This is a genomic window from Bacillus sp. G402 (assembly GCF_051172515.1).
In the GTDB taxonomy this organism is placed as follows: domain Bacteria; phylum Bacillota; class Bacilli; order Bacillales; family Bacillaceae; genus Bacillus; species Bacillus altitudinis.
The window spans coordinates 947,713-971,385 of sequence record NZ_JBPIZC010000001.1; the positions used below are offsets into that span (position 1 = coordinate 947,713).

Here is a 23,673-nt window from a genome sequence, read left to right on the forward strand (position 1 = left end):
TTCAAAAACCTCCTTTAATTACTGGACAAGCTCTTTCGTTTCCTCTAGTTTGACAGATACTAGTTTTGAGACACCTGACTCCTGCATCGTGACACCGTACAGAACATCTGCTTCTTCCATGGTTCCTTTTCGGTGTGTAATCACAATGAACTGTGTTTCTTGGCTATATTTCTTTAAATACTGGGCAAAGCGGAACACATTCGCTTCATCAAGCGCTGCTTCTACCTCATCTAGCACACAGAATGGAACAGGTCTCACTTTTAAGATCGAGAATAATAAAGCGATGGCTGTTAATGCTCTTTCTCCGCCTGAAAGCAGGCTTAGATTTTGCAGCTTTTTCCCCGGCGGCTGCGCCACAATATCGACGCCTGAGTTTAGTAAATCGTTTGGATCTGTGAGCTTAAGGTCTGCTCTTCCTCCGCCAAATAATGCTTGGAAAACAGATTCAAAATGCCCGCGGATTTGAGAGAATGTCTCAGAGAAACGTTTCGTCATCTCCTGATCCATTTCTTCAATGACTTGGAATAACGTATTTTTCGCTTCTGTCAGATCATTGCGCTGTTCAGTTAAGAAGAGAAAACGTTCATTCACACGTTCATACTCGTCAATACTGCCTAAGTTCACTGTTCCAAGCTCTTCAATGGCTAGTTTGATCAATTTCACGCGTTTTCTTGCTTCATCCGGCGATAGCGTCAGATGATACATTTCTTTTGCTCCTTCAAACGAAAGGGCATACTCTTCGTTTAAATAGGCGATGAGGTTATCAAGTTCAACTTCCATGCGGCCAAGCTTGATTTCTTCATCTTTTAAGCTTGTCGTGAGCTGTTTATACAGGCGTTTTTGCTCTTTTAGTTCACGTTCTGCGAATTCTAATGTTTCAGAAAGAGCCAGGCGCTGTTTGCGTCGCTCTGAGATAAGCGCTGTCGTTTTGTTTTTATGTTCCAGTTTCTCTTTTGCCGCTTCTTCCAGTTGTTCGGCGCCGCTTGAGCTGGATGACATTTCACTTGTTAAGAGGGACAAATCTTCTTTTGTTTCCGTCAGCGTCTTTTCAGCCTCTTCTAATTCAGCCGTTAAGCTCGATAGTTTTTCTTGTTCATTCGCTAAAGACTGCTCTTTTTTGGCAAGCGAGATTTTCAGCTCTGTTAATTCGGAAGAAATGGTTTCTTTCGTTGAGCTTTGGGTCTGCTTCCGTTTTGTTAACGTGTTGATCTCTTCGTCAAGAGAGGTCAGTTTCTCACCTATAGATGTTTCAAGGGCTGCCTGCTCTTTGTCCTTGCTCGCAAGTTCGCTAGAGCGCTGCTGCAACTCTTCTTTTTCTTGATCATAGAGCTCTAGATGAGCGTTAATATTTTTTTCCGCTACTTGCAGTTCATATAATGTCCCTTTTAACTCTTGCTGCTTTTCTCGAAGAATTTCGCCGCGCTGACGCAGTTCATTTAATTGGACTTCGCTTGCGGCAATCGATTGCTTCGTTTCTTTTGTTTCTTTTTCAAGGATCGTTGTTTTTTCTTCCATTTCAACGAGCTGCTTTGTTAATGTTTCAATCTCTCGGGTTCTGGAGAGGAGGGAATTGTTCTTTTTCTTTACGCCGCCCCCAGTCATTGAACCGCCTGGGTTCACCACGTCCCCATCAAGGGTCACGATGCGATAACGATGTCCAAGCATTTTCGCCAGCTCATTGGCACCTTTTAAGTCTTGAACAATCAGGACCGTTCCAAGCAAATTCTGTATGACTTTTTCATACTTTTCGTCAAAGGAAACGAGCTGACTCGCTACGCCGATAAATGCGTCATGCTGCTCAGCTGTTTGAATATCTCTAAACTGAATGGTTCGTTCTTTGATGACGTTCATCGGCAGGAAGGTCGCACGCCCAAAGGAATGCTGCTTTAAGTATCCAATGGCCTGTCTGGCAGCCGCTTCATTTTCAGTAACGACATGCTGCGTGGCTGCGCCAAGTGCAATTTCAATCGCTGTTTCATGTTGCTGCTCTGTTTGAATCAGCTCTGCAATCGCCCCGTGAATACCGCCTAACCGGTCCTTTGCCTTTAAAACCTCTTTTACTCCTTGGAAAAAACCTGAGAAGTCTTCCTGCATCGATTCAAGCATTTCTTTTTTAGATTTTGCCTGCTGTACATATTGATAGGCTTGGTAAAGTGCCGTTTCTTTTTTCTCGTATTGACGCTTCATCTGCTCTAGCTTTTGTTCCGCTTCTCTAAAGCGTTTCACCTGAGCCAAAATGTCTTCTTCTCGTTCTGAAAGTTGCTGCTCGGCTTCTGTTTTCTTTTCCTTCACAGACACCCGTTCTTCGATATGTTTCTGATTATTTTGCGTTAACCGCTCTAGCTGCAAGGCTGCTTGGCGCTGCTGCTCTTCTAGTAATGTACGTTCGTTTCGGATAGAAGCTTGCTCGTTTAATAGGTCAAAATAATCGCTTTTCAGCTGTTCAATTTGCCCTTCCACATCTTCACTATGAAGAGACAGCTGATGCTGTTTTGTTTTCACTTCATCTTTTAGCTGCTGCACTTCTGTTTGCAGGCTGTCACGTGTGACTTTCTGCTGTTCAATCTTTTTCGTTAACAACGACTGTTTTTCGGTTAAACGCACGAGCGTGTCTTCTAGCTGCCCTTGGTTAGCGGCCGCATTTTTTTTCCGTTCTTTTAGAACTTCTTTTTTCCCTTCAAGCTTTTCTAGTTCTTCACTTGTGAAAAGGAGGACTTCTTGGAGGTCATGAATCGAATCGTCAAGCGCCTGAATACGGTCTCTCGATTCTTCGATTTTGGCTTCCTTCGCTTGAATGTCTGTGGACTGCTTCATTTCATCTTGTTTGAACCGCTCGACAGCTTCACCAAGTGTTGTCCATTTTTTGTGCAGTGCTTCAATATCATGGACGGTGAGAGCAATTTCTACATTTTCAAGTTCTTCTTTCTTTTGCAGATAGTCTTTTGCGATAGATGCCTGCATTCTTAGTGGTTCTACTTGATCTTCTAGTTCATGCAGAATATCTTCCACCCGGTTTAAGTTGTCCTGCGTTTCAAACAGTTTATTCTCGGCTTTTTTCTTTCTTGTTTTATATTTCAGGACACCAGCTGCTTCTTCAAAGATGCTACGTCTTTCTTCAGCTTTACTCGATAGAATCTCTTCTACCTTACCTTGGCTGATGATCGAAAAAGCTTCTTTTCCAAGACCTGAATCCATGAAAAGATCAATAATATCCTTTAAGCGGACAGATTGATTGTTAATGAGAAATTCACTTTCTCCAGAACGATAGACTCTTCTTGTCACACTGACTTCGTGAAAATCGATCGGCAAAAAGTGATCTTCGTTATCGAGCGTTAATGTCACTTCTGCTAAGTTGACTCGTTTTCTTGAGTCACTTCCTGCAAAAATGATGTCTTCCATTTTTCCTCCGCGGAGGCTTTTTGCTGATTGCTCTCCAAGTACCCAGCGGATCGCATCAGTAATATTACTTTTGCCGCTTCCGTTTGGTCCAACAACAGCTGTAACCCCTTTGACAAAGTCTACGGTCACCCGCTGTGCGAAAGATTTGAATCCTATCACGTCTAAACGTTTGAGGAACATGAGAGTGATCCTCCTTATGTATTTAAAGTACTATTATCTTACCATATGAACTGAAAAAAGATGATGGAAAACAGAGTGAAATCCCCCTGAATCACGAGGGGGATTTTATTGGTTCATATGATGTTTCTGTAATTTAGCAAGTGCTTCCTGTGCAGCATGCTGTTCCGCTTCTTTTTTTGAACGACCATTTCCAATTCCGAGCACTTCTCCTCTAAGGGATACATTGGCTTCAAATTCCCGGTTATGTGCTGGACCTTTTTCATGCAGGATTCGGTATTCAAGTACACCTTTTCCATCTCGCTGAACAAATTCTTGAAGCTGGCTTTTAAAGTCCATGACATGTGAGAATGCCCCGTCATTAATTTTCGGGTATACATAGGCTTCTAGGAATCGTTCAACAGGCTCAAGTCCTTGATCTAAATAAAGCGCTCCGATAAACGCCTCAAATACGTCTGCTAAGAGTGCTGGGCGTTTTCTGCCGCCTGTCATTTCTTCCCCTTTTCCTAAAAGAACAAGGTCTCCAAAGGACAGCTCATGTGCTAATGACACAAGTGATGGCTCACATACGATCGCCGCTCTCAGTTTTGTTAAATCTCCCTCGCTCATGGCTGGGTACTTTGCAAATAAGAACTGTGAGATCGTCAACTCTAAAACAGCGTCCCCTAAAAATTCAAGTCTTTCATTATCCTCATAAGGTTTTTTACGATGCTCATTCACATAAGAGGAATGTGTAAAGGCTTGATAGAGTAGTTTTTCATTTTTAAAGTGTACAGAAATGCGCTGCTGAAATTCTCTGAATTGCTCTAGTTTTTTGCTCTGTTTCTGTTTGTCTTTATAGTGTTTTGGCATAGCAACCTCCAGGTAGGCGTTATCGCCTTTAAGGATACTGATTATATGGAGTCTCTCTTTCTACATGCAAGGAAACCGTGCTCCTTAGCATCTGAAAAAGGCTGACAATTGATCAGCTGAATATGTTGAAACTAACATAAATTTTCAAAGTCCCGCCATGAAAATAGACGGGACTTTGTTACGCTTATTGCTGGCTATTTATGTAGTTCACAGCGTCACCGACTGTTGCAATTTTTTCAGCATCTTCGTCAGAAATTTCCATATCGAACTCATCTTCAAGTTCCATAACTAGCTCAACTACATCAAGGGAATCAGCGCCTAAATCTTCTTTAAATGAAGCCTCCATTTTCACGTCAGCCTCATCAACGCCAAGGCGGTCTACAATAATTTTTGATACACGCTCTAATACGTCTGCCATTGCCTTTCACCTCCCCTCAAAGTATTATAGTTGATTCGTTTTTAAAAAACTAGAGAAAACGTAACGAAATTTTGATATTTCTTAGGACATAACCATTCCGCCATCCACTTGGATGGTTTGGCCTGTAATATAACCTGCTCCTTCTGAAGCTAAAAAGACAACAACGTTGCTTATATCTTCAGGCGCACCAAAGCGTGCGAGCGGGATTTGCTTAAGCATTTCTGTTTGAACATTCTCATCAAGCTTGTCAGTCATATCAGTAGAAATAAAGCCTGGTGCTACGGCATTGACTGTAATATGACGGCTTGCCAGCTCTTTCGCTGTTGTTTTCGTTAAACCGATCACACCAGCTTTTGCTGCAACATAGTTTGCTTGTCCAGGGTTTCCACAAACGCCGACAACAGATGCTACATTGATGATTCTTCCGCTGCGCTGTTTCATCATTTGACGTGTCACAGCTTTTGTACAGTTGAAGACACCTTTTAAGTTTATGTTAATGACATCATCCCATTCATTTTCTTTCATTCTCATGAGCAGGTTGTCCTTTGTAATTCCAGCATTATTCACAAGAATGTCGATTGAACCAAATGTATCAACGGTTTGTTTCATTAATGCCTGTACATCTTCTGCATTTGACACATCCGCTTTGACAGCAAAAGCCTGCTGGCCAAGTGCTTTGATCTCATCGACGACTTCATTTGCTTTTGCTTCGTTGCCTGAATAGTTCACCACAACATTGGCACCTTTTTTCGCCAAATCGATCGCAATCGAACGGCCAATACCGCGTGATGCACCTGTGACAACGGCTGTTTTATTTGTAAGCATCAAGAATCCCCCTTGAGTGTTTGAATTGCTGCTTCAATTGTTTCTTGATCTGATACGGAAATGGTCGTCAGGCGGCGATTGACTTTTTTCACAAGACCTGAGAGCACTTTACCAGGACCAATTTCAATAAATGTTGTCACGCCTAAGTCAATCAGGCGTTCTACACTTTCTTCAAATCGAACAGGAGAATACAATTGTTCAATCAGCTTCGTTTCAATTTCATTACGTGATGTCACGATGTCTGCTGTTACGTTTGAAATCACTGGCGTCGCGGCATCAGAAATGTCTAATTTAGATAATACATCTGTGAATTTTTCAGCTGCTGGTTTCATTAATGCAGAATGGAAAGGTCCACTCACTTCAAGTGGAATTGCACGTTTTGCGCCCTTTTCTTTCGCTTTCTCTGATGCAAGTTCCACACCTTTTGCTGTACCAGAGATGACGATTTGGCCCGGACAGTTTAAGTTCGCAAGTTCTACAAGATGACCGCTTTCTGTCACTTCTCTTGTCACTTCTACAAGCGCCGCTTGGTCTAAGCCAAGAATCGCCGCCATTGCGCCTTCTCCTGCTGGAACGGCTTCATTCATTAATTCGCCACGCTTTCTCACTGCGAAAACGGCATCTTTAAACGAAAGAGCTCCCGCTGCAACAAGGGCTGTATATTCACCCAGACTGTGCCCTGCTGCATAATCTGCTTTGATTCCGCTCTCTTCAAATTTCTTTAAGATCGCGATGCTTGTCGTTAAAAGAGCTGGCTGTGCATTATATGTCAGCGTCAGTTCTTTTGCATCTCCTTCAAAAATCATTGAAGATAAATCAAAATCAAGGGTCTGATCTGCTTCTTCAAACACAGCTTTAGATGCTGCTTCTTGGTCAAATAAATCTTTTCCCATGCCAATTTTTTGAGAGCCTTGGCCTGGGAATAAAAAAGCAATTTTACTCATGCTGCTCTACCTCCATTACGACTCATTCGTGTCTTCTTTTTGAACTTCTTGATGAATGATAGCTGAAACGTCTTTTATAACGATATCGCGCGCCTGACGAATGGCATGAAAAATCGCATTTTCATCAGAGGAACCATGCGCTTTAATAACGGGTGCTTTTAAACCAAATAATGCGGCACCACCATATTCGGAGTAATCCATTTTAGATTTCATCTGCATTAATTTTGGCTTCATCATACCTGCTGCTATTTTAGCTGTGAAGCTGGATGTTAAGGTTTCTTTCAGCATCTTAAAAACAGAAAGGGCTGTGCCTTCGATCGTTTTAAGGGCGATATTCCCCGTGAAACCATCTGTGACAACGACATCAGCTACACCTTCTAATAAGTCACGCGATTCTACATTTCCTACGAAATTCAAATCTGATGCTTTTAATAATTCAAAGGTTTTTTTCGTTAAATCGTTGCCTTTTTTATCTTCTGTCCCGACATTTAAAAGTCCAACGCGTGGATTGCTCTTCGGGAAGACATGCTCTGCGTAAATAGATCCCATCATGGCATATTGCACAAGATGCTCTGGCTTTGCATCAACGTTTGCACCGACATCCAATAATAAGAACCCGCTACCATCAAGTGTTGGCAACGTCGGAGCAAGTGCTGGTCTGTCAATGCCATCAATTCTGCCTACGATAAACAGGCCTGCTGTCATGAGTGCCCCAGTATTTCCAGCTGAAATACAGGCATCTGCTCTTCCTTCTGAAACTTCCTGCGCCATTTTCACCATAGAAGAATCCTTTTTACGTCTCACTGCACGCACTGGTTCATCCGTTGGTTCAATGACTTCTTTTGCATCTAAGATCGTGATGCGTTCATGATTTGTTATGTATGATTTGATCTTGCTTTCATCGCCGACTAGTGTAATCTCGATATCTGAAAATGCTTCTAAGCTTTTTTGCACACCGTCAATAATGGCTTTAGGGGCATGATCTCCCCCCATTGCATCGACTGCAATTCTCATGTTATGTGCCACCTTTTACTTTTGTTTTGAGCGATACATGACGAAATCGCCTGAGAAGACAACTTCCTCACCTACATAGCTGTTTACTTCAACTACGGTTCTGCCTTTTTCTTTATCATGTGAGGCAACTTTGGCTTTTGAGACAACTCTTTCGCCTTGTTTGACCTGCCTTGTAAACTTAATATTTGCTTTTGCTGTCAAAGCCAGTTCATCGTCGATGACGGCTACTGCCAGCGAATTTGCCTGGGCAAAAAGATGATGTCCCCTGGCAATTTGGTTACGACTGAATACATGCTCTTTTCTCACTTCAAAAATGGAAATCGCTTGATCATCAAGCTCTACATCAATCATTTCTCCAATGACTTCATCCAGCGGAAGAGACTTCACTTCATCCTCTAATGTCTTTTCGGCCACGTGCTTAATTCGTTCGCGTAATTCAGGGATTGACAGCTCCAAACGGTCAAGTCTAACTGTTTGAATGCTTACACCGAATTTACTTGCCAATTCTTCATCAGTAATGAACGGAGTCGAGCTGATCGTTTGCTGGAGAAGCTTTTGTCGTTCTTTTTTATTTAGTTTCATATGCAGACACCATCCGTACATTTATGACTAGGTACTAATAGTAGTATATAATCTCATAGATGATAAATCAATCCTTGTTTCAAAAAGACAAGAAAATTCCTCCAGCACTTAATCAGCTCAATTTATCTCCGCCAAGCACACCGCTGTCTACAAGTGTTTGCCTAAGTTCTTTATATTCAGGGTCTGTCCAAAAGGCTTCAGACTGCACGAGCTCTGCCGCATCTTTTCTAGCGGTTTCAAGCGCTCTATAGTCATGAACCATGTCTGCCACTTTAAATTCAGGCATACCGCTTTGTTTCTTGCCAAAGAAGTCGCCAGGGCCTCTTAGTTCTAAGTCCTTTTCAGACAGTTCAAAGCCATCCGTTGTTTCAGACATGATCCGCATGCGCTCTTTACCGGTCTCTGATTTAGGGTCCGCCATTAAAATACAAAAAGATTGATGCTCTCCGCGTCCGACCCGGCCTCTTAACTGATGAAGCTGTGACAGTCCAAAGCGGTCCGCATCATAAATGACCATGATGGTCGCATTTGGCACGTTGACTCCAACTTCAACAACTGTCGTTGACACAAGGATTTGCACTTCATTGGAAGTGAAATCTCTCATCACTTGATCTTTTTCATCACTTGCGAGTTTCCCATGCATTAAGCCGATCGACCATTTTCCGCGATACGCCTCTGTCAGCATGCTGTGAACATCAATCGCATTTTGGACATCCAGTTTGTCTGATTCTTCTATAAGTGGACAAATAATATACGCTTGTCTGCCTTTTCTCAGCTCTTTATCAACAAAAGCAAGAATCCGTTCAAGCATGTCATGCTTCACCCAATACGTTTCAATCTGCTTTCGGCCGGCTGGCAGCTCATCAATGACAGAGACGTCCATTTCTCCAAATACTGTGATGGCAAGCGTTCTTGGAATCGGCGTTGCGGTCATAAACAAAACATCTGGGTCCTGCCCTTTGCTTCGCAGTTTTTTCCGCTGTTCCACGCCGAACCTGTGCTGTTCATCTGTAATAACAAGACCAAGCTGCTGAAATTCCACTTCGTCCTGGATAAGGGCATGCGTGCCGACTAAAATATCAATATCTCCCTCTTTCAGACGTTCAAGCAGTTCTCTGCGGCGCTTTCCTTTCACTGAACTCGTCAAAAGAGCAATATTTAGCCCCCATTTTTCAAATAGCTGATACAGTGAATCGGCATGCTGTTCTGCCAAAATTTCAGTTGGCACCATCAGCGCACCTTGAAAGCCGGATAAATGAGCGGCATAAAGGGCAATTGCCGCTACAGCTGTTTTCCCCGATCCAACATCACCTTGAAGAAGCCGGTTCATCCGGTACGGGGATGCCATATCTGACATAATTTCATCCAGCACTCTTGATTGTGCTTTTGTCAGCGGGAACGGCAGGCTATGAACAAACTCAAAGACCGCCTCTTTTGAAAACGGATGCTGGATGCCTGATGTTTTTTCTCGTTCTTTTTTTCTGATCGCCTGCATCTTCAGCTGAAAGATGAGAAATTCCTCGTACACGAAGCGTCGTCTTGCTTGCTTGAGCGAGTCTCTCGTTTCAGGGAGATGAATGGTTTTTAGTGCTTCTTGATAAGACATGAGTTTATAAGCAGCTACAAGTTGCTTTGGCAGTGGATCTTCTGCATGGTCTACATAGAGTGACAACGCTTGTTTCACAAATCGTCTCATCATCTTCACGGTTACATTTTCTTTGACCGAATAAACAGGTTCTATACTGCCATCTTGTTCGTGTGTTCCTTTTTTAAATTCCTGCACCATAATGGATTGCCGGTTTTTATCCCACTTCCCTGTGACGGATACCGTATCGCCTAAAACAAGACTTCGTTTTAAATAAGGGCGATTGAAGCATATGGCTGTAATCAAAAAACGACCGACAAGCAGCCTGAATGTCAGCCTGCTTCGTTTTTTTCCATAATAGGTGAGAACGGGCTCACTGTGCACTTTTCCTTCAACTGTGACACGTTCGTCATGTCTGACTTCTTCTAAGTTGCGAAGCTCATAGTCGTCATATCGATAAGGAAAGTAGCCGAGTAAATCGGCTACTGTGTAGATTCCAAGTTCATTTAGTGTTTTTTCTGTTTCTTCTCCAATCCCTTTGAGGGCAGAGATCTTATCTTGCAGTTTCTGTATCACGAGATGAGGTCACACCTCCGAAAATCTTCTTTTCAAGCTCCCTTGCTGTCGGTGTTGCAGCAAGTCCGCCTTGTGCAGTCTCACGAAGAGCTGTTGGCATCGTTTGACCAATTTTGTACATCGCATCAATGACTTCATCACAAGGGATGCGGCTTGTAATGCCGGCAAGTGCCATATCTGCTGCAATCATCGCATTAGAAGCGCCCATTGCGTTTCGTTTCACACATGGCACTTCCACAAGTCCTGCGACTGGATCGCAAACAAGACCCAGCATATTTTTTAAGGTGATGGCCATGGCTTCAGCGGATTGCTGCGGCGTACCGCCTGCCATTTCTACAATGGCTGCTGCTGCCATACCTGATGCAGATCCTACTTCTGCCTGACAGCCGCCTGCTGCACCAGAGATACTTGCGTTATTGGCGACAACAAAACCAAATGCACCAGATGTAAATAGGAATCTGACCATTTGTTCCTTTGTTGGCTTTAATGTTTCTTTCACCGCAAAGAGCGTTCCTGGCACAACACCTGCTGAGCCAGCTGTAGGCGTTGCACAGATCGTTCCCATTGCTGCATTCACTTCATTTGTTGCCACTGCCTTACTCACGGCATCTAAAATGGTATGACCAGACAATGTTTTGCCTGATGCGATATATGCTTGAAGTTTCACCGCATCCCCGCCTGTTAAACCAGATAATGATTTCACACCTTTCAGTCCGTTTTCAACGGCCTGTTCCATCACTTCTAGGTTGCGGTACATCTGCGAGAAAATGTCTTCACGTGACTTCCCTGTCACTTCCATTTCTTGAGTAATCATAATTTCTGAAATGGAGGTATTCCGTTCTTCTGTTAGCTGCACGAGTTCTTTGACGTTTTTAAACATCATACATAACCTCCTTGTTGTTACTCTGCAATTTGTGTGACTTGAATAATGTTTGGCAGCGTCTCAAGCTCTGTTAAAACCGCTGGATCAATATTCTGATCCACTTCAATCGTCATGAGTGCTTCTTGCCCGACCTCTTTACGTGCCACTTCCATATGACCAATGTTGATGGCGAATTTCGCTAACACATTGGCAACTGCTGCAATCGTCCCGTAGCGGTCGTTATGAACCACAAGAATGGCCGGATGATTCCCTGAGAGTCTCAGTTCAAAGCCATTTAATTCTGTGATTTCAATTTTACCTCCGCCAATGGAAATCCCGATTAATTCAAGGCTTCCATTCGCATCTGAAATTTCTACTTTTGCTGTATTTGGATGCGCTGGTACCGCATCTTCTTCTTTAAACTCAATGTCGATTTCTTTGCTTTTTGCAATATCAATCGCTGTTTTAATTCGTTCATCAAATGTATCAAAATCAAGAACACCGCCGATAATGGCTACATCTGTCCCGTGTCCTTTATACGTATCTTTAAAAGAGCCATAAAACGACACAACAATTCGTTTCGGTTCCCTTCCGAACAAGCTGCGAGCCACTCTTCCAATACGAGCCGCACCCGCCGTGTGCGAACTTGATGGACCAATCATGACGGGTCCAATAATATCAAACACACTTCTAAATTTCATAGGTCTTCCCCTCTCATCACCAATCACAGATTGGTTTGTTACTCCCTTTAGACTAATGGATTCATTCGATTCCCGCAACTCATTTCACCGATGAACACATAGTAAAAAAATGCAAAAGAAGAAGAAGGGCTTCATGTGCCCTTCTTTCTTTATTCAACAGCCAAAATATATGAATAAAGCGGCTGTTTTCCATCGTGGACTTCAACTTCTACATCTTCAAATGTGTCTTCAATATATGCTTCTAAAGCTTCCATCTCATCAGATGATGCATCTTCCCCTTTGATGATTGTGACAATCTCATCATCTTCTGTCACCATTTGGGTCAAAAGCTCTTTTGCTGCATCTAATTGATTTTTAGCTGTTAAGGTGATTTTTCCATTGTATAGGCCCATATAATCGCCTTTGGCAATGTCGATCCCATCAATTTGGGTATCTCTTACCGCAAAGGTAATTTGGCCGCTTTTCACATGATCAATCGCTTCTAACATCGCTGCTTCATTGTCTTCATTTGAAGCTGCTTCATTTAGAGAAAGAAGTGCCGACATTCCTTGAGGAACGGTCTTTGTCGGAATAACAACGACCTCACGACTTGAGACAGTTGCCGCCTGTTTAGCTGCCATGACAATATTAGAATTATTAGGTAAGATAAAGACGGTTTCGGCATGAATGCTATCAATTGCTTTGACAATGTCTTCTGTGCTCGGATTCATTGTCTGTCCGCCTTCAATGACGACGGATGCTCCGATACTTTTAAACAAGTCAGCAATCCCTTCTCCCATTGCGACACTCACTACTCCAAAACGCTGTTTTTCAGCAGCTGTTGCTTTTGGTGCAGCAGGCGAGTGATCTTTTTCTTCATTGACGATCGAGCTATGCTGCTCTCTCATGTTTTCAATTTTCATATTAATCAAGCTGCCGTAGCGCTGTGCATATGATAAGACATCTCCTGGCTGCTCTGCATGAATATGAACTTTTGCAAGCGTATCATCAGATACCACAAGAAGTGAATCTCCGAATTCGCTTAATTCTTCTCTGAAGGCATTTTCGTCAAAGGACTGTTTGTCTTCTTCGAATTTCACCATAAATTCTGTACAATAGCCAAATTCAATATCTTCTGTGTTCATATGGCTTTGTGCACTTTTATGATGCTCTGCACTCACTAATTCTTTTAATGTTGGCAAAGAGGCCGTTTTAGGAGGGAGCTCTTCTCCTCTTAATGAAGCAAGAAAACCTTCATATACACAAAGAAGTCCTTTACCGCCGCTATCTACAACGCCGACTTCTTTTAAAACAGGAAGGAGATCTGGCGTGCGGTCAAGTGATGCTCTTGCTTCCTCAATCGTTAATTCAAGCACACGATCGATTTGGTCTTCTGTTGTTGAAACAGCAACCGCTTTCTTTGCTGCGTCTTTTGCAACCGTTAAGATGGTTCCTTCAATCGGTTTCATGACGGCTTTATATGCTGTATCAACACCGGCCTGCAAGGCAAGCGCAAATTCTTTTGCGTCAATTGTTTCTTTTTGTTCTATATTTTTGCTGAAACCTCTGAAGAGCTGAGACAGGATCACACCTGAGTTTCCTCTTGCCCCCATTAACAGCCCTTTCGACAGAGCCACCCCGACCTTACCAATGTGATCGGTATTTGTTTCTTCAACTGCTTTTGCCCCTGAAGTCATTGACAAATTCATATTTGTCCCCGTGTCTCCGTCTGGTACTGGAAAAACATTTAACGCATCAACAATTTGTGCGTTTTGAGAAAGATGGTGAGCACCTGCAAGAATCATTTTTGCAAATGAGCGGCCACCCAGATTTCTAATAGACAATATATTTCCTCCTTACTACGGGTTCGTAACTTTTACTCCTTGTACATAAATGTTGACTGAGTCAACTGAAAGTCCAATCGTGTGATGAATCGTATATTTGACTTTCGTTTGAACATTATGTGCGACTTCTGATATTTTTGTACCGTAGCTGACGATGATGTACATATCAATATGAATGCGATCTTCTTTTTGACGCACAAGAACACCCCGGCTGAAGTTCTCTTTGCGGAGAATATCCGTCAAGCCGTCCTTTATTTGATTTTTGGACGCCATGCCAACAATACCATAGCAATCGATCGCAGCGCCTCCTGCCACCATTGCAATGACTTCATTTGATATATCAATTTGTCCGTATTTCGTTCTAAGTTCAATGGACACATTGGTTCCCCCTTTTTGAGAAATTGCCCTGAGTTATCACTATTTTACTATAAGACCCTTCTTTTTAAAAGAAATCATTCAATCCGACCCAATCCTACTTATACTATAGCCTTGATTTTTTATCAAGATGTCAAGGTATTTTTCTTGAAAGAGGAGCAAACAATCCTTGCAAACCCCTTGAAGCTGTGGTAAATTATTAAAGTATCTTGAGGCATCTCTAAGTACGTATATGAAGAATATGATGATGTTTTCGCAGTTAGGAGGGAAACAAATGGCACGTAAATGCGTTATTACAGGCAGAAAAACAAAAGCTGGGAACAACCGTTCTCACGCAATGAACTCTACAAAACGTACATGGGGCGCGAACCTTCAAAAAGTTCGTATTCTAGTGGACGGTAAGCCTAAAAGAGTATATGTATCAGCTCGAGCTTTGAAATCTGGTAAAGTTGAGCGTGTATAAGCAAGAGTAAACGCCTGCTACAATTAACTGTAGCAGGCGTTTTTATGTGGAAATAAAGGAGATTACTCATTAATCTTTCTTAAATGAACCAAGCATCGCACGGACAATGCCGCCAAGAAATCTAGGCAGTTTGATTGTATAAAATTTCATTTTGTCCCCCTCCTAAAAGTACCGCTTGCAGCACAATTGAGCTTAATCAGCCATCCACATTGATAGGTTGGTCAATCTTTGCTTCTTACCATTATTAATATGCCTTCATGAAAAGAAAAAGTACCATTTGAGTGGATGAGTTCGTTACTAATACATAGTGTGGAACCAGGCTCAATATGACAATTTTTCAGAGGATATTTGAAACCTTTTAATGTCAGCTTTTCAACCGATGTACCGAAAGGCAAAAACGACACATATTTTTTATCCAGGTCTTGTTTGATTTCGTATGTACCAGGTCCAAACATTTGAATGATATTTTGTTTATCTACAAGGGTCATGCTCTGTTTGTGCTGAATGCCTTTGTAAAGGAGATGGATATTCCCAAGAAAATGATCTGCTCTTCCGCCTGTGATGCCGTAAATTTGAATATGTGCTGGATTCTGACGCAAAGACCAGTTCAGCGCAAGTTCTAAATCCGTTTCATCTTTCTCTGCCTGAAATAGATTGAGTGCAGGCAATTTCTTTTTCAGTTCATGAAGCTCTTCTTCTGTCACACTATCAAAATCACCAAATGCTCTGTCAGGTACAATGCCATGCTCTAGTAAGAAAAGGGTTCCCCGATCTACGCCGACCCAGAGAATGTCCTCCTCAGATGCTTCATGATCAAGCGGCGGGATGTACGCAAAAGGACCGCCAGCTACGATATGTATGTGCATGATTACGCTCCTCTCCATTGAAAAAGAACCAAAGATCACAATGACTTTGGTTCTTTTTGTTATGCTTCTCGAATGGCCTGAATGGCCGCCGCGCGGTCGTCTTTCCCATATACCGCTGAGCCGGCAACAAGTAGATTAGCGCCTGCCTCTTTGCAGCTCTTTGCTGTCTCTACATTGACACCGCCATCTATTTCAATGAGTAAATCAGTTAAGCCTTTTTGTTCACTAAGTGTCTTTACTTCTTTTACCTTTGAGAGAACAGATGGAATAAACGCCTGTCCGCCAAAACCAGGGTTCACCGTCATGAATAAGACGAGGTCAACATCCTCTAATACATGCGCAATTTGAGAAACGGGTGTGTGCGGGTTTAAAACAACCCCTGCTTTGACACCTTGTTCTTTTATATGCTGAATCGTGCGATGTAAGTGTGGACACGCTTCAACATGAACAGAGATAATATCAGCGCCCGCTTTTGCAAATGCAGGGATATACTGGTCTGGCTGCTCAATCATTAAGTGAACATCGAGCGGCAGCTTTGTATGCGGCCTGATCGCCTCCACTACATTTGGTCCAAATGTCATATTCGGTACAAAATGACCGTCCATCACATCAATATGAATATAATCCGCTCCACCTTGTTCCACATCACGGATATCTTTCGCAAGATTTGCGAAATCGGCTGATAAAATGGATGGGGCAATATAAACCATGATTTAGTACCTCGGCTTTCTGTCTTTAATTTCAGTTAAAAACTCTAAATAATGCTGATAGCGATACTCTCTGATGCGATCGTGTTCTACTGCCTCTTTTACCGCACATCCAGGCTCTTTTACGTGCAAACAGCCCCTGAATTTACATTCTGCACTCTTCTCTCTGATTTCTAAGAAATAGAGCCCTAAATCTTCCGCTTCGATACCTGTAAATTCAAGTGAGCTGAATCCTGGTGTATCAGCAATGAGCCCTTCAGCCGTTCGAATGAGTTCCACATGTCTTGTTGTATGTTTCCCCCTGCCAAGATGGGAGGAAATATCATTTGTTTTCAGTGCTAAATCAGGACTCATCGCATTTAAGAGGGAAGACTTCCCTACACCCGATTGACCTGCAAATACAGTAATCTTGTGATGGAAATACGGGGTCAGCTTTTCAATTCCATCCCCTTCGATCGTCGATGTTAAATGAACGTCGTATCCAATTTGGCGATAGTCTTCTGCATAGGCTTGAATCGTTTCTCGCTCTTGCTCTGTTTTCAGCAAGTCCATTTTTGTGATGCAGATAATCGGTTCAATCCGGCTCTCTTCAACAAGCACTAGGAATCTGTCTAAAAGCGATGTACTAAAGGTCGGCTCTGCTGCTGAGAAAACGAGCACCGCTTGATCAACGTTGCTAATAGGCGGCCGAATCAGCTCATTGGTCCGCTCTTTTACTTCCAGCAAATAGCCTTCCTTATCGTTATCTGCTTGATAGACGACATAATCTCCAACAAGAGGGGTTATTTTGTTTTTACGAAAAATCCCTCTCGCTCTACACTGAATTACTTTGCCACTTTCTAGAGACTCATCCAGCACATAATAAAATCCGCTTAATGCTTTAATAATTTTGCCCTCAGGCATAAAGTCCCTCCTTTATTCATCATCAGGGTATTCAATCGTTTTGGAGCTTACTACTTTATCATCCACTGTCACCTGATAGTATCCTTTTTGACCAGGTTCTATCTTAAATTTAATCGTTCGCTCAGTGGGCGCAGTGATTTTAAAGGTTTCATATAAATCAGAAATGCTATGTTCTGCGTCATCAATAGATATTTGAACATTCATTTCTTGTCCTTCTGTTTCTGGTTCATACGGGATCGCAATCTTTTCAGTCACCGTTTTAGCCGGTTTCTCTTTTGGGCCAAGAGAGAACGTAATTTTAACCGTATCACCAGGTTTAACAGCTGTCCCCGCTCCCGGTTCCTGCTTCATGACCTCACCTTTTGGCACATCGTCAGAATATGCTTCTTTTTCATCTAGCTTTAGTCCATTATCCTCTAGATAATTTGATGCGGCCTGTTTACTATACGTCGTTAAATCCCGTAAGGTAATATCGGCAGGGCCTATACTGACGGTCAATGTGACTTCTTCATCTGCTGCGACAAGTTCTGTATTCGCAGAAGGTTTCTGTTCCATGACAATGCCTGATTCTGTGTCATTATCATTCACTTCCTCCACAACAACCTGTTTAAACCCTTTTTTCTCTAATAGTTCTTTTGCTTTCTCGACCTTTTCACCTGTTACATCAGGTAATTCGGTTTTTTCTTTACCTGTACTTTGATAAAGCTGAATTTCTGTCCCTTCTTTTACCTTTGTTCCGATTTTCGGGTCTGTTTTGACAACCAGCCCTTTTTCAATCTTCTCGTCGGCAATATCAATGGGTTCAGAAGCGACGGTAAATCCGGCTTTCTTCAAGGTGTCTTCCGCTTTTTCAACCGTCATGCCAGAAACATCGGTCACCTCTACATCCTTTGGAAAGAGTAATCCTGGGAATACCGTGATCGCTAAAATGGTCGCAGCCGTCAAAACAAATAAGATCGACGCTACAATCCACGGCCATTTTTTCCGTTTTTTCTTCGGCTTTTGCTTCTCTTTTTTCTTTGGTTTTTGAACCGGGTGGACGGCTGTTTTTTCATTGTCTTGATCGACTTGATGATCTTTTATAATAGGAATGGCTTTTGTTGCTTCATGATCTTCTTCAATGACAAAGCGCTTTTCTTTTAGTCTTGCAGGGTCAAAAGCCGTTTTTAAGTCTTTTTGCATTTCAGATGCATCTTCGTATCGATAGAATGGATCTTTGGCCATCGCTTTTAAAATGATGTTCTCCACGCTTTGTGGTACAGAAGGATTCCACCTTCTCACAGATGGCGGCTCTGATTGCAAATGCTTCAGTGCGACACTGACAGCGGATTCTCCTTCAAATGGCATGCGTCCTGAAATCAGCTCATAAAGAACAATACCAAGTGAATAAATGTCTGACTTTTTCGTTGCAAGACCGCCGCGCGCTTGCTCTGGGGACAAATAATGCACGGAGCCAAGAACAGAATTCGTATGGGTAATGGTCGCTGAGCTAAGTGCCATGGCAATGCCAAAATCAGTGACTTTGATATTCCCCAAGTTGTCTATTAATATATTGTGAGGCTTAATGTCTCGATGGACGAGCTGTTTCGCATGGGCTTCTTCCATCGCCGCAACGACTTGCTCCATAATGCGAACGGCTTCTTTTGGATGAAGCGGTCCATTGGCGTGTATGTATTCTTTGAGCGTCATCCCTTCGACATATTCCATGACAATATAATAAATGTCATCTTCTTCTCCTACATCGTAGATACTGACAATATTCGGATGATCTAAGCTGGCTGCTGATTGCGCTTCTCTCCGGAACCGTCTAATAAAATCATCATCACTTGCAAAGTCAAACCGTAAAATTTTAATCGCCACTTCGCGATCTAAAATCATATCCTCCGCCAAATAAACGTTGGCCATTCCGCCTCCGCCTATTGCGCGAAGAATTTGATAACGGCCGCTGATCCTTTTTCCGATCAACACTTGCTGTCACCCTCCTCTGTTTGGGAGGAGATTTCTAACAGTACTGCTGTAATGTTATCTTCACCGCCGTTGTCATTCGCTGTTTGAACTAACTCTGTTACTTTTTCATCTGGTGCGGTTGTTTTCGATAAAATCTGAATCAAATGCTCTTCTTCTACTTTATTCGATAACCCGTCTGAGCAAAGCAAAATTTGATCTCCTGGATCCACTTCAAAAGTTCGTGCATCAATTTGAACGTGTTTATCCGTTCCTAACGCTTTGGTCAGCACATTTTTTCTTGGATGATATTCTGCATCCGCTTTTGAAATTTCTCCTGTTTTCACTAACTCATTCACTAGTGAGTGATCATCTGTTAATTGGGTTAGCGCGCCTTCTCTTAGCAAATAGCAGCGGCTGTCACCAATATGGGCTATTGTGACCGTTTGCAAATGAACGAGCGCACAAACGATGGTCGTCCCCATTCCTTGGCACTCCTCATTGTTTTTCGCATGTTCGTATACTTGGTCATTAATGTCGCTAATTTTTGAGATTAACCAATTTTCTTGATCGGCTGGTTTATTTGGAATTGAAGATGTTTCCTGCCAGTATTCTTTTAAAGAAGAAACTGCCATCTTGCTGGCTACATCACCAGCAAGATGACCTCCCATTCCATCTGCTACAACAGCTAGAAGTGTGTCTTCTTTTGCTTCAAAAATACCTGCATCATCTTCATTATGCTGACGGACTTTTCCTGTATCGGTTTGAAAGGCTGCCCTTATCAACATTCGTCACCTCGTCTCTTCCTGACGCTCCTTCGCTCTTAGCTGACCGCAAGCAGCATCAATATCATGGCCTTGCTCTCGTCTAATCGTTACGTTTACGCCTCGTTCTTTCAGCGTTTTTTCAAATAGGAAGATTTGTTCTCTTGGTGTTCTCACGTAATCTCTTTCTGGTACATAGTTCACCGGGATGAGGTTTACATGGCATTTGATTCCTTTTAATAAATCAGCAAGTTCTTCTGCATGATGGACTTGATCATTGACTCCGCCAAACAGACCGTATTCAAAGCTCACGCGTCTGCCTGTTTTTTGAATGTAATATTCAATAGCTTCCATTAATTTTGGCAGCTTGTATGCCTTATTGATTGGCATGAGGCGGCTTCGAATGTCAGTATTTGGTGCGTGCAGGGAGACAGCAAAGTTGATTTGCATTTGCTCATCCGCAAATTGATAAATCTTTGGAATGATCCCGCTCGTCGAAACGGTAATATGACGTGCACCAATATTTAAACCGTTGTCATGGTTAATGATTTTAAGGAATGCAAGCATTTCATCAAAGTTATCAAACGGTTCGCCAATACCCATGATGACAACTGAGCTGACGCGTTCATCTGTTTCATCAAGCGCCTGTTGTACTTTCAATACTTGGGCCACAATTTCTCCCGCCTCAAGGTTACGTTTCAAACCGCCAAGTGTAGATGCACAGAATGTACAACCAATCCGACAGCCAACCTGTGTTGTGACGCAGACAGAGTTGCCATATTCGTGGCGCATCAGCACGGTTTCAATGGTATAGCCATCGTGTAATTCAAATAAGAACTTGATCGTTCCATCTTGAGAAGTTTGTTTGATCACTGTTTTTAAAGTCGTGATGGCGAATTGATCTTTTAATTTTTCTCTTAATTCCTTTGAAAGGTTAGACATTTCATCAAAGGATGTGACGCGTTTTTCATAAAGCCACTCAAAAATTTGTGTTGCACGGAAAGGCTTTTCGCCTTGTTCCTTTAACCAGTCTTTGATTTCATTTAGCTCAAACGAGTAGATCGACGGCATGTCTGTTTTCAGTTCTTTTCTTACTTTTTGTTTTTGTTCTGTCATTTTTTATCCCTTCTTTCTCATGCTGCAAATAAAGAAACCATCTGTTCCGAAATAATGAGGAAGTATTTGTACACTTCCGTTTTGAACAAACGGAGCAACCTGCTCAGGCAGCCGTTCATTAAGAGATAGATCGGGTTCGAAGTCTTGGTGTTCTTGTAAAAACGCATGAATCACTTGTTGATTTTCTGTTGGATCCATTGTACATGTACTGTATACAAGGGTACCGCCTGGCTTTAGCAGCTGGGCTGTTTCATGCAAGATCGATTGCTGAATTGTCGCAAGTCTTGCTGAGTCTTCCGAGGACTTTGTATATTTCATATCTGGTTTTCGTCTGATGACGCCAAAACCTGAACATGGTGCATCAATGAGAATACGGTCAAACGAAGCATCATCATAATGGTCGGATGCTTTTCTTGCATCAAGCGCTTTTGCCTCAATATGCGTTAAGTTTAGACGCTTTGCTGCCTGTTTGATCAGTTTTACTTTGTGCTCATGTAAATCAAGAGACACAATCTTCCCCTCATCGTTCATTCGCTCTGCGATATGTGTTGATTTACCACCAGGAGCGGCACAGGCATCAAGCACCATTTCTCCCGGCTGAGGATCCAGCGCTCTTGCGACAAGCATGGAGCTTTCATCTTGAATCGTGACAAAGCCCTCTTGAAAGAAAGGAGTAGATACGATAGATCCTTTCATGAGTTTGAGTGCATCCTCAGATAAGTCGCCGAGCTCTGTCTCAATTCCTGCATCCATGAGTTCTTGCTGCAGTGCAGTGCGGTTTTTTTTCATTTGATTGACACGCAATGTCTGCTTTGGCGGGACTAAATGAATACGGCACATGCTTTCTGCTGCTTCAAAACCGTACGCCTCCACCCATTCTTGTACGAGCCATAATGGATGGCTTGTCTCTATTGAGAGCCTTTTTACCGGATCTTTGATCGCATCAAATGATGGCACGCCTTCTCTTTGCACAGAACGAAGAACGCCGTTGACTAGTGAAGAAATGCCTTTATGTCCGCGCTTTTTCGTTAGCTCCACTGCTTCATGGATGGCTGCACGATCTGGAATTTTTTCAAGGTAAACCATCTGATAAAGAGACATCCGCAAAAGCTGCATCACCCATGGAGCCACTTTTTGCGGTTTTTTCACAAAGGGTGTGAGCATATAATCAAGTGCCAGCTTGTTTTGCAGTGTACCGTATACAAGTTCTGTTAATAGCGGTTTGTCTTGATCGGAAAGTTCTTTCTCTTTCATCACTGACTGCAAAAGCAAGTTACTGTAGGCTTGATTTTGTTCGAGTTTGATTAAAGCGTCCAGCGCTACTTCTCTCACATTACTTTTCTTCATTGATTAACCCTAATTTCTGTCCAATTTCGATATTTGCGCCTCTTAAGAAGTCTTCACCGCTCATTTTTTTCTTTCCAGCGGGCTGTACACTCGTTAATAAAAGGCCTTGCTGATTTCCTGTTCCAACGACTGGCCCTTCTTTTTGAAGCTCAATCACTTTCCCAGGTTCTTCTGGTGCTTGAAGCGGAACTTTTTTCGCTTCCCATACTTTTAAGTTAGCACCGTTCCATTCAGTATAGGCAACTGGCCATGGATTTAAGCCGCGAACTTGGTTGTAAAGCTCTTCTCCTGGCTTGGTCCAGTCTAATCTTTCCTGCTCCCGCTTAATATTTGGTGCATACGTTGCTGCCTCTTCATTTTGCGGAATTGGCGAGATAGACCTGCTTAACACATTTGGAACTGTGTCTTTTAATAAGGCCGCACCAGCCACACTTAATTTATCATGCAGTGTTCCGACGTTGTCTAATTCATCAATTTCTACTTCTACTTTGCTAATCATGTCACCTGCATCAAGCTTTTCTACCATATACATGATCGTCACGCCTGTTTTCTTTTTGCCTTGCAGGATCGCATAATGGATCGGTGCACCGCCTCTTAGTTCTGGCAGCAGTGAGGCATGAACGTTGATACAGCCAAATTCAGGTTCATCAAGTAATCTTTTTGGCAAGATTTGTCCGAATGCTGCTGTTACGATTAAATCTGGCTTTAACGCCAGCACTTTATCAATTTCTTCATCAAGACGTACCTTTTCAGGCTGTAAAACTGGAATGCCGTGTTTTAAGGCTTCTACTTTTACAGGAGGCGGTGTCAGCACTCGTTTTCTGCCTTTCGGGCGATCTGGCTGTGTAACGACCCCGACAACTTCATATCCTTCTGTGATAAGTGTTTGCAGCACAGGTACTGAGAAATCAGGGGTTCCCATAAATACGATACGTGCCATTTTCTTCACCCTTCCATTTCCGCAAGTTCTTTTTCTGTATAGGTTTGAATGATTTTCGACGTGAATAATACACCGTCTAAGTGATCAATTTCATGCAATAAAGCTCTTGCTAAAAATCCTTCTGCTTCTATTGTAAATGGTTTGCCTTTCTTATCAAAGGCTTTCACCTTCACATAATTTGGTCTTTCAACCGTTCCGTACAAAGATGGAAAGCTCAGGCAGCCTTCAATGTCTGTCTGGCTCCCTTCCACTTCAAGAATCTCAGGATTTACCAAGTCAATCCTCCCAGAATCTTCGCCGATATCGACCACGGCGATTCTTTTTGAGATGCCGATTTGTGGTGCGGCTAGGCCGACTCCATCTAGTTCAAGCATTGTATCATACATATCATCCAGCAGTTTTTTCAGTTTTTTATCGAATGTATCAACAAGCTCTGTTTGTTGTTCAAGCACGTCTGCAGGATGTAAGACTATCGGTTTGATTGCCACGA

Annotated in this window: 23 protein-coding genes; 1 reads left to right on the forward strand and 22 read right to left on the reverse strand. The window is 42.6% G+C overall.

Annotated elements, in window-relative coordinates; genetic code table 11:
* Nucleotides 1-18: 18 nt before the first annotated feature.
* The 12 genes from smc to ACSBQP_RS05060 form a co-directional block, all read right to left on the reverse strand.
* A complete protein-coding gene (smc, locus tag ACSBQP_RS05005) occupies nt 19-3,579 on the reverse strand; it encodes a chromosome segregation protein SMC (RefSeq protein ID WP_254505749.1) in 3,561 nt (1,186 codons plus the stop codon).
* Nucleotides 3,580-3,684: 105 nt separating this feature from the next.
* Entirely contained in the window at nt 3,685-4,428 is a 744-nt protein-coding gene (gene rnc / locus ACSBQP_RS05010) for a ribonuclease III (protein ID WP_017367233.1), read from the reverse strand.
* 184 nt (nt 4,429-4,612) lie between these two features.
* The gene (gene acpP / locus ACSBQP_RS05015) at nt 4,613-4,846 is read right to left on the reverse strand and encodes an acyl carrier protein (protein WP_003212028.1); all 234 of its coding nucleotides are present in this window, start codon (nt 4,844-4,846) and stop codon (nt 4,613-4,615) included.
* 81 nt (nt 4,847-4,927) lie between these two features.
* Nucleotides 4,928-5,671, reverse strand: a complete 744-nt coding sequence (fabG, locus tag ACSBQP_RS05020; protein ID WP_039166716.1) for a 3-oxoacyl-[acyl-carrier-protein] reductase — start codon at nt 5,669-5,671, stop codon at nt 4,928-4,930.
* Nucleotides 5,671-6,615, reverse strand: a complete 945-nt coding sequence (fabD, locus tag ACSBQP_RS05025; RefSeq protein WP_050827258.1) for an ACP S-malonyltransferase — start codon at nt 6,613-6,615, stop codon at nt 5,671-5,673. Before fabD ends, fabG begins: the two co-directional genes overlap by 1 nt.
* A 15-nt stretch (nt 6,616-6,630) precedes the next feature.
* A complete protein-coding gene (plsX, locus tag ACSBQP_RS05030) occupies nt 6,631-7,629 on the reverse strand; it encodes a phosphate acyltransferase PlsX (RefSeq protein WP_159159617.1) in 999 nt (332 codons plus the stop codon).
* A 15-nt stretch (nt 7,630-7,644) separates the two neighbouring features.
* Nucleotides 7,645-8,211, reverse strand: a complete 567-nt coding sequence (gene fapR, locus ACSBQP_RS05035; protein WP_017359102.1) for a transcription factor FapR — start codon at nt 8,209-8,211, stop codon at nt 7,645-7,647.
* A gap of 112 nt (nt 8,212-8,323) precedes the next feature.
* Complete coding sequence (recG, locus tag ACSBQP_RS05040; protein ID WP_041507316.1) at nt 8,324-10,372, reverse strand: ATP-dependent DNA helicase RecG; 2,049 nt, start codon at nt 10,370-10,372, stop codon at nt 8,324-8,326.
* Nucleotides 10,350-11,252, reverse strand: coding sequence for an L-serine ammonia-lyase, iron-sulfur-dependent, subunit alpha (gene sdaAA / locus ACSBQP_RS05045; RefSeq protein ID WP_008354543.1), 903 nt, complete (start codon nt 11,250-11,252; stop codon nt 10,350-10,352). Before sdaAA ends, recG begins: the two co-directional genes overlap by 23 nt.
* Before the next feature lie 20 nt (nt 11,253-11,272).
* On the reverse strand, nt 11,273-11,935 hold the full coding sequence (sdaAB, locus tag ACSBQP_RS05050) for an L-serine ammonia-lyase, iron-sulfur-dependent subunit beta (protein ID WP_008344864.1): 663 nt from the start codon (nt 11,933-11,935) through the stop codon (nt 11,273-11,275).
* A 149-nt stretch (nt 11,936-12,084) separates the two neighbouring features.
* The gene (locus tag ACSBQP_RS05055; RefSeq protein WP_048002836.1) at nt 12,085-13,758 is read right to left on the reverse strand and encodes a DAK2 domain-containing protein; all 1,674 of its coding nucleotides are present in this window, start codon (nt 13,756-13,758) and stop codon (nt 12,085-12,087) included.
* 15 nt (nt 13,759-13,773) lie between these two features.
* A complete protein-coding gene (locus tag ACSBQP_RS05060) occupies nt 13,774-14,136 on the reverse strand; it encodes an Asp23/Gls24 family envelope stress response protein (RefSeq protein WP_008344871.1) in 363 nt (120 codons plus the stop codon).
* Nucleotides 14,137-14,407: 271 nt separating this feature from the next.
* Between ACSBQP_RS05060 and rpmB the strand changes: the two genes are divergently transcribed.
* Nucleotides 14,408-14,596 carry a 50S ribosomal protein L28 gene (rpmB, locus tag ACSBQP_RS05065; RefSeq protein WP_003212514.1) on the forward strand — a complete coding sequence of 63 codons (189 nt, stop codon included), beginning with the start codon at nt 14,408-14,410 and terminating at the stop codon, nt 14,594-14,596.
* Between the two features lie 69 nt (nt 14,597-14,665).
* Here the strand turns inward: rpmB and spoVM are convergent, their stop codons facing one another.
* From spoVM to def, 10 genes are all read right to left on the reverse strand, one after another.
* Nucleotides 14,666-14,746 carry a stage V sporulation protein SpoVM gene (gene spoVM / locus ACSBQP_RS05070; protein ID WP_008354550.1) on the reverse strand — a complete coding sequence of 27 codons (81 nt, stop codon included), beginning with the start codon at nt 14,744-14,746 and terminating at the stop codon, nt 14,666-14,668.
* Between the two features lie 71 nt (nt 14,747-14,817).
* Entirely contained in the window at nt 14,818-15,462 is a 645-nt protein-coding gene (locus ACSBQP_RS05075; RefSeq protein WP_041090541.1) for a thiamine diphosphokinase, read from the reverse strand.
* A 59-nt stretch (nt 15,463-15,521) separates the two neighbouring features.
* Nucleotides 15,522-16,172, reverse strand: a complete 651-nt coding sequence (gene rpe, locus ACSBQP_RS05080; protein WP_007499663.1) for a ribulose-phosphate 3-epimerase — start codon at nt 16,170-16,172, stop codon at nt 15,522-15,524.
* Between the two features lie 3 nt (nt 16,173-16,175).
* Nucleotides 16,176-17,072 carry a ribosome small subunit-dependent GTPase A gene (gene rsgA, locus ACSBQP_RS05085; RefSeq protein ID WP_336749778.1) on the reverse strand — a complete coding sequence of 299 codons (897 nt, stop codon included), beginning with the start codon at nt 17,070-17,072 and terminating at the stop codon, nt 16,176-16,178.
* Nucleotides 17,073-17,084: 12 nt separating this feature from the next.
* A complete protein-coding gene (gene pknB / locus ACSBQP_RS05090; protein WP_025207318.1) occupies nt 17,085-19,040 on the reverse strand; it encodes a Stk1 family PASTA domain-containing Ser/Thr kinase in 1,956 nt (651 codons plus the stop codon).
* Entirely contained in the window at nt 19,034-19,804 is a 771-nt protein-coding gene (locus ACSBQP_RS05095) for a Stp1/IreP family PP2C-type Ser/Thr phosphatase (RefSeq protein WP_017359109.1), read from the reverse strand. Before ACSBQP_RS05095 ends, pknB begins: the two co-directional genes overlap by 7 nt.
* 3 nt (nt 19,805-19,807) lie before the next feature.
* The gene (gene rlmN / locus ACSBQP_RS05100; RefSeq protein WP_007499669.1) at nt 19,808-20,896 is read right to left on the reverse strand and encodes a 23S rRNA (adenine(2503)-C(2))-methyltransferase RlmN; all 1,089 of its coding nucleotides are present in this window, start codon (nt 20,894-20,896) and stop codon (nt 19,808-19,810) included.
* Nucleotides 20,897-20,899: 3 nt separating this feature from the next.
* On the reverse strand, nt 20,900-22,243 hold the full coding sequence (gene rsmB / locus ACSBQP_RS05105; protein WP_039956215.1) for a 16S rRNA (cytosine(967)-C(5))-methyltransferase RsmB: 1,344 nt from the start codon (nt 22,241-22,243) through the stop codon (nt 20,900-20,902).
* Nucleotides 22,230-23,183: a methionyl-tRNA formyltransferase gene (fmt, locus tag ACSBQP_RS05110; RefSeq protein ID WP_017359336.1), complete on the reverse strand. Its 954-nt coding sequence runs from the start codon at nt 23,181-23,183 to the stop codon at nt 22,230-22,232. Before fmt ends, rsmB begins: the two co-directional genes overlap by 14 nt.
* A gap of 5 nt (nt 23,184-23,188) precedes the next feature.
* Nucleotides 23,189-23,671 carry a peptide deformylase gene (def, locus tag ACSBQP_RS05115; protein WP_017359337.1) on the reverse strand — a complete coding sequence of 161 codons (483 nt, stop codon included), beginning with the start codon at nt 23,669-23,671 and terminating at the stop codon, nt 23,189-23,191.
* Nucleotides 23,672-23,673 lie beyond the last annotated feature (2 nt).

What these genes read in the sequence shown, in the direction of transcription:
- ACSBQP_RS05075 (WP_041090541.1), bottom strand. Translation starts at nt 15,462, where the DNA reads ATGCACATACATATCGTAGCTGGCGGTCCTTTTGCGTACATCCCGCCG.
- sdaAB (WP_008344864.1), bottom strand. Translation starts at nt 11,935, where the DNA reads ATGAAATTTAGAAGTGTGTTTGATATTATTGGACCCGTCATGATTGGT.
- rpmB (WP_003212514.1), top strand. Translation starts at nt 14,408, where the DNA reads ATGGCACGTAAATGCGTTATTACAGGCAGAAAAACAAAAGCTGGGAAC.
- ACSBQP_RS05095 (WP_017359109.1), bottom strand. Translation starts at nt 19,804, where the DNA reads ATGTTGATAAGGGCAGCCTTTCAAACCGATACAGGAAAAGTCCGTCAG.
- spoVM (WP_008354550.1), bottom strand. Translation starts at nt 14,746, where the DNA reads ATGAAATTTTATACAATCAAACTGCCTAGATTTCTTGGCGGCATTGTC.
- fapR (WP_017359102.1), bottom strand. Translation starts at nt 8,211, where the DNA reads ATGAAACTAAATAAAAAAGAACGACAAAAGCTTCTCCAGCAAACGATC.
- rsgA (WP_336749778.1), bottom strand. Translation starts at nt 17,072, where the DNA reads ATGCCTGAGGGCAAAATTATTAAAGCATTAAGCGGATTTTATTATGTG.
- rsmB (WP_039956215.1), bottom strand. Translation starts at nt 22,243, where the DNA reads ATGAAGAAAAGTAATGTGAGAGAAGTAGCGCTGGACGCTTTAATCAAA.
- rlmN (WP_007499669.1), bottom strand. Translation starts at nt 20,896, where the DNA reads ATGACAGAACAAAAACAAAAAGTAAGAAAAGAACTGAAAACAGACATG.
- plsX (WP_159159617.1), bottom strand. Translation starts at nt 7,629, where the DNA reads ATGAGAATTGCAGTCGATGCAATGGGGGGAGATCATGCCCCTAAAGCC.
- sdaAA (WP_008354543.1), bottom strand. Translation starts at nt 11,252, where the DNA reads ATGTTTAAAAACGTCAAAGAACTCGTGCAGCTAACAGAAGAACGGAAT.
- fmt (WP_017359336.1), bottom strand. Translation starts at nt 23,183, where the DNA reads ATGGCACGTATCGTATTTATGGGAACCCCTGATTTCTCAGTACCTGTG.
- acpP (WP_003212028.1), bottom strand. Translation starts at nt 4,846, where the DNA reads ATGGCAGACGTATTAGAGCGTGTATCAAAAATTATTGTAGACCGCCTT.
- rpe (WP_007499663.1), bottom strand. Translation starts at nt 16,172, where the DNA reads ATGGTTTATATTGCCCCATCCATTTTATCAGCCGATTTCGCAAATCTT.
- smc (WP_254505749.1), bottom strand. Translation starts at nt 3,579, where the DNA reads ATGTTCCTCAAACGTTTAGACGTGATAGGATTCAAATCTTTCGCACAG.
- fabG (WP_039166716.1), bottom strand. Translation starts at nt 5,671, where the DNA reads ATGCTTACAAATAAAACAGCCGTTGTCACAGGTGCATCACGCGGTATT.
- fabD (WP_050827258.1), bottom strand. Translation starts at nt 6,615, where the DNA reads ATGAGTAAAATTGCTTTTTTATTCCCAGGCCAAGGCTCTCAAAAAATT.
- rnc (WP_017367233.1), bottom strand. Translation starts at nt 4,428, where the DNA reads ATGCCAAAACACTATAAAGACAAACAGAAACAGAGCAAAAAACTAGAG.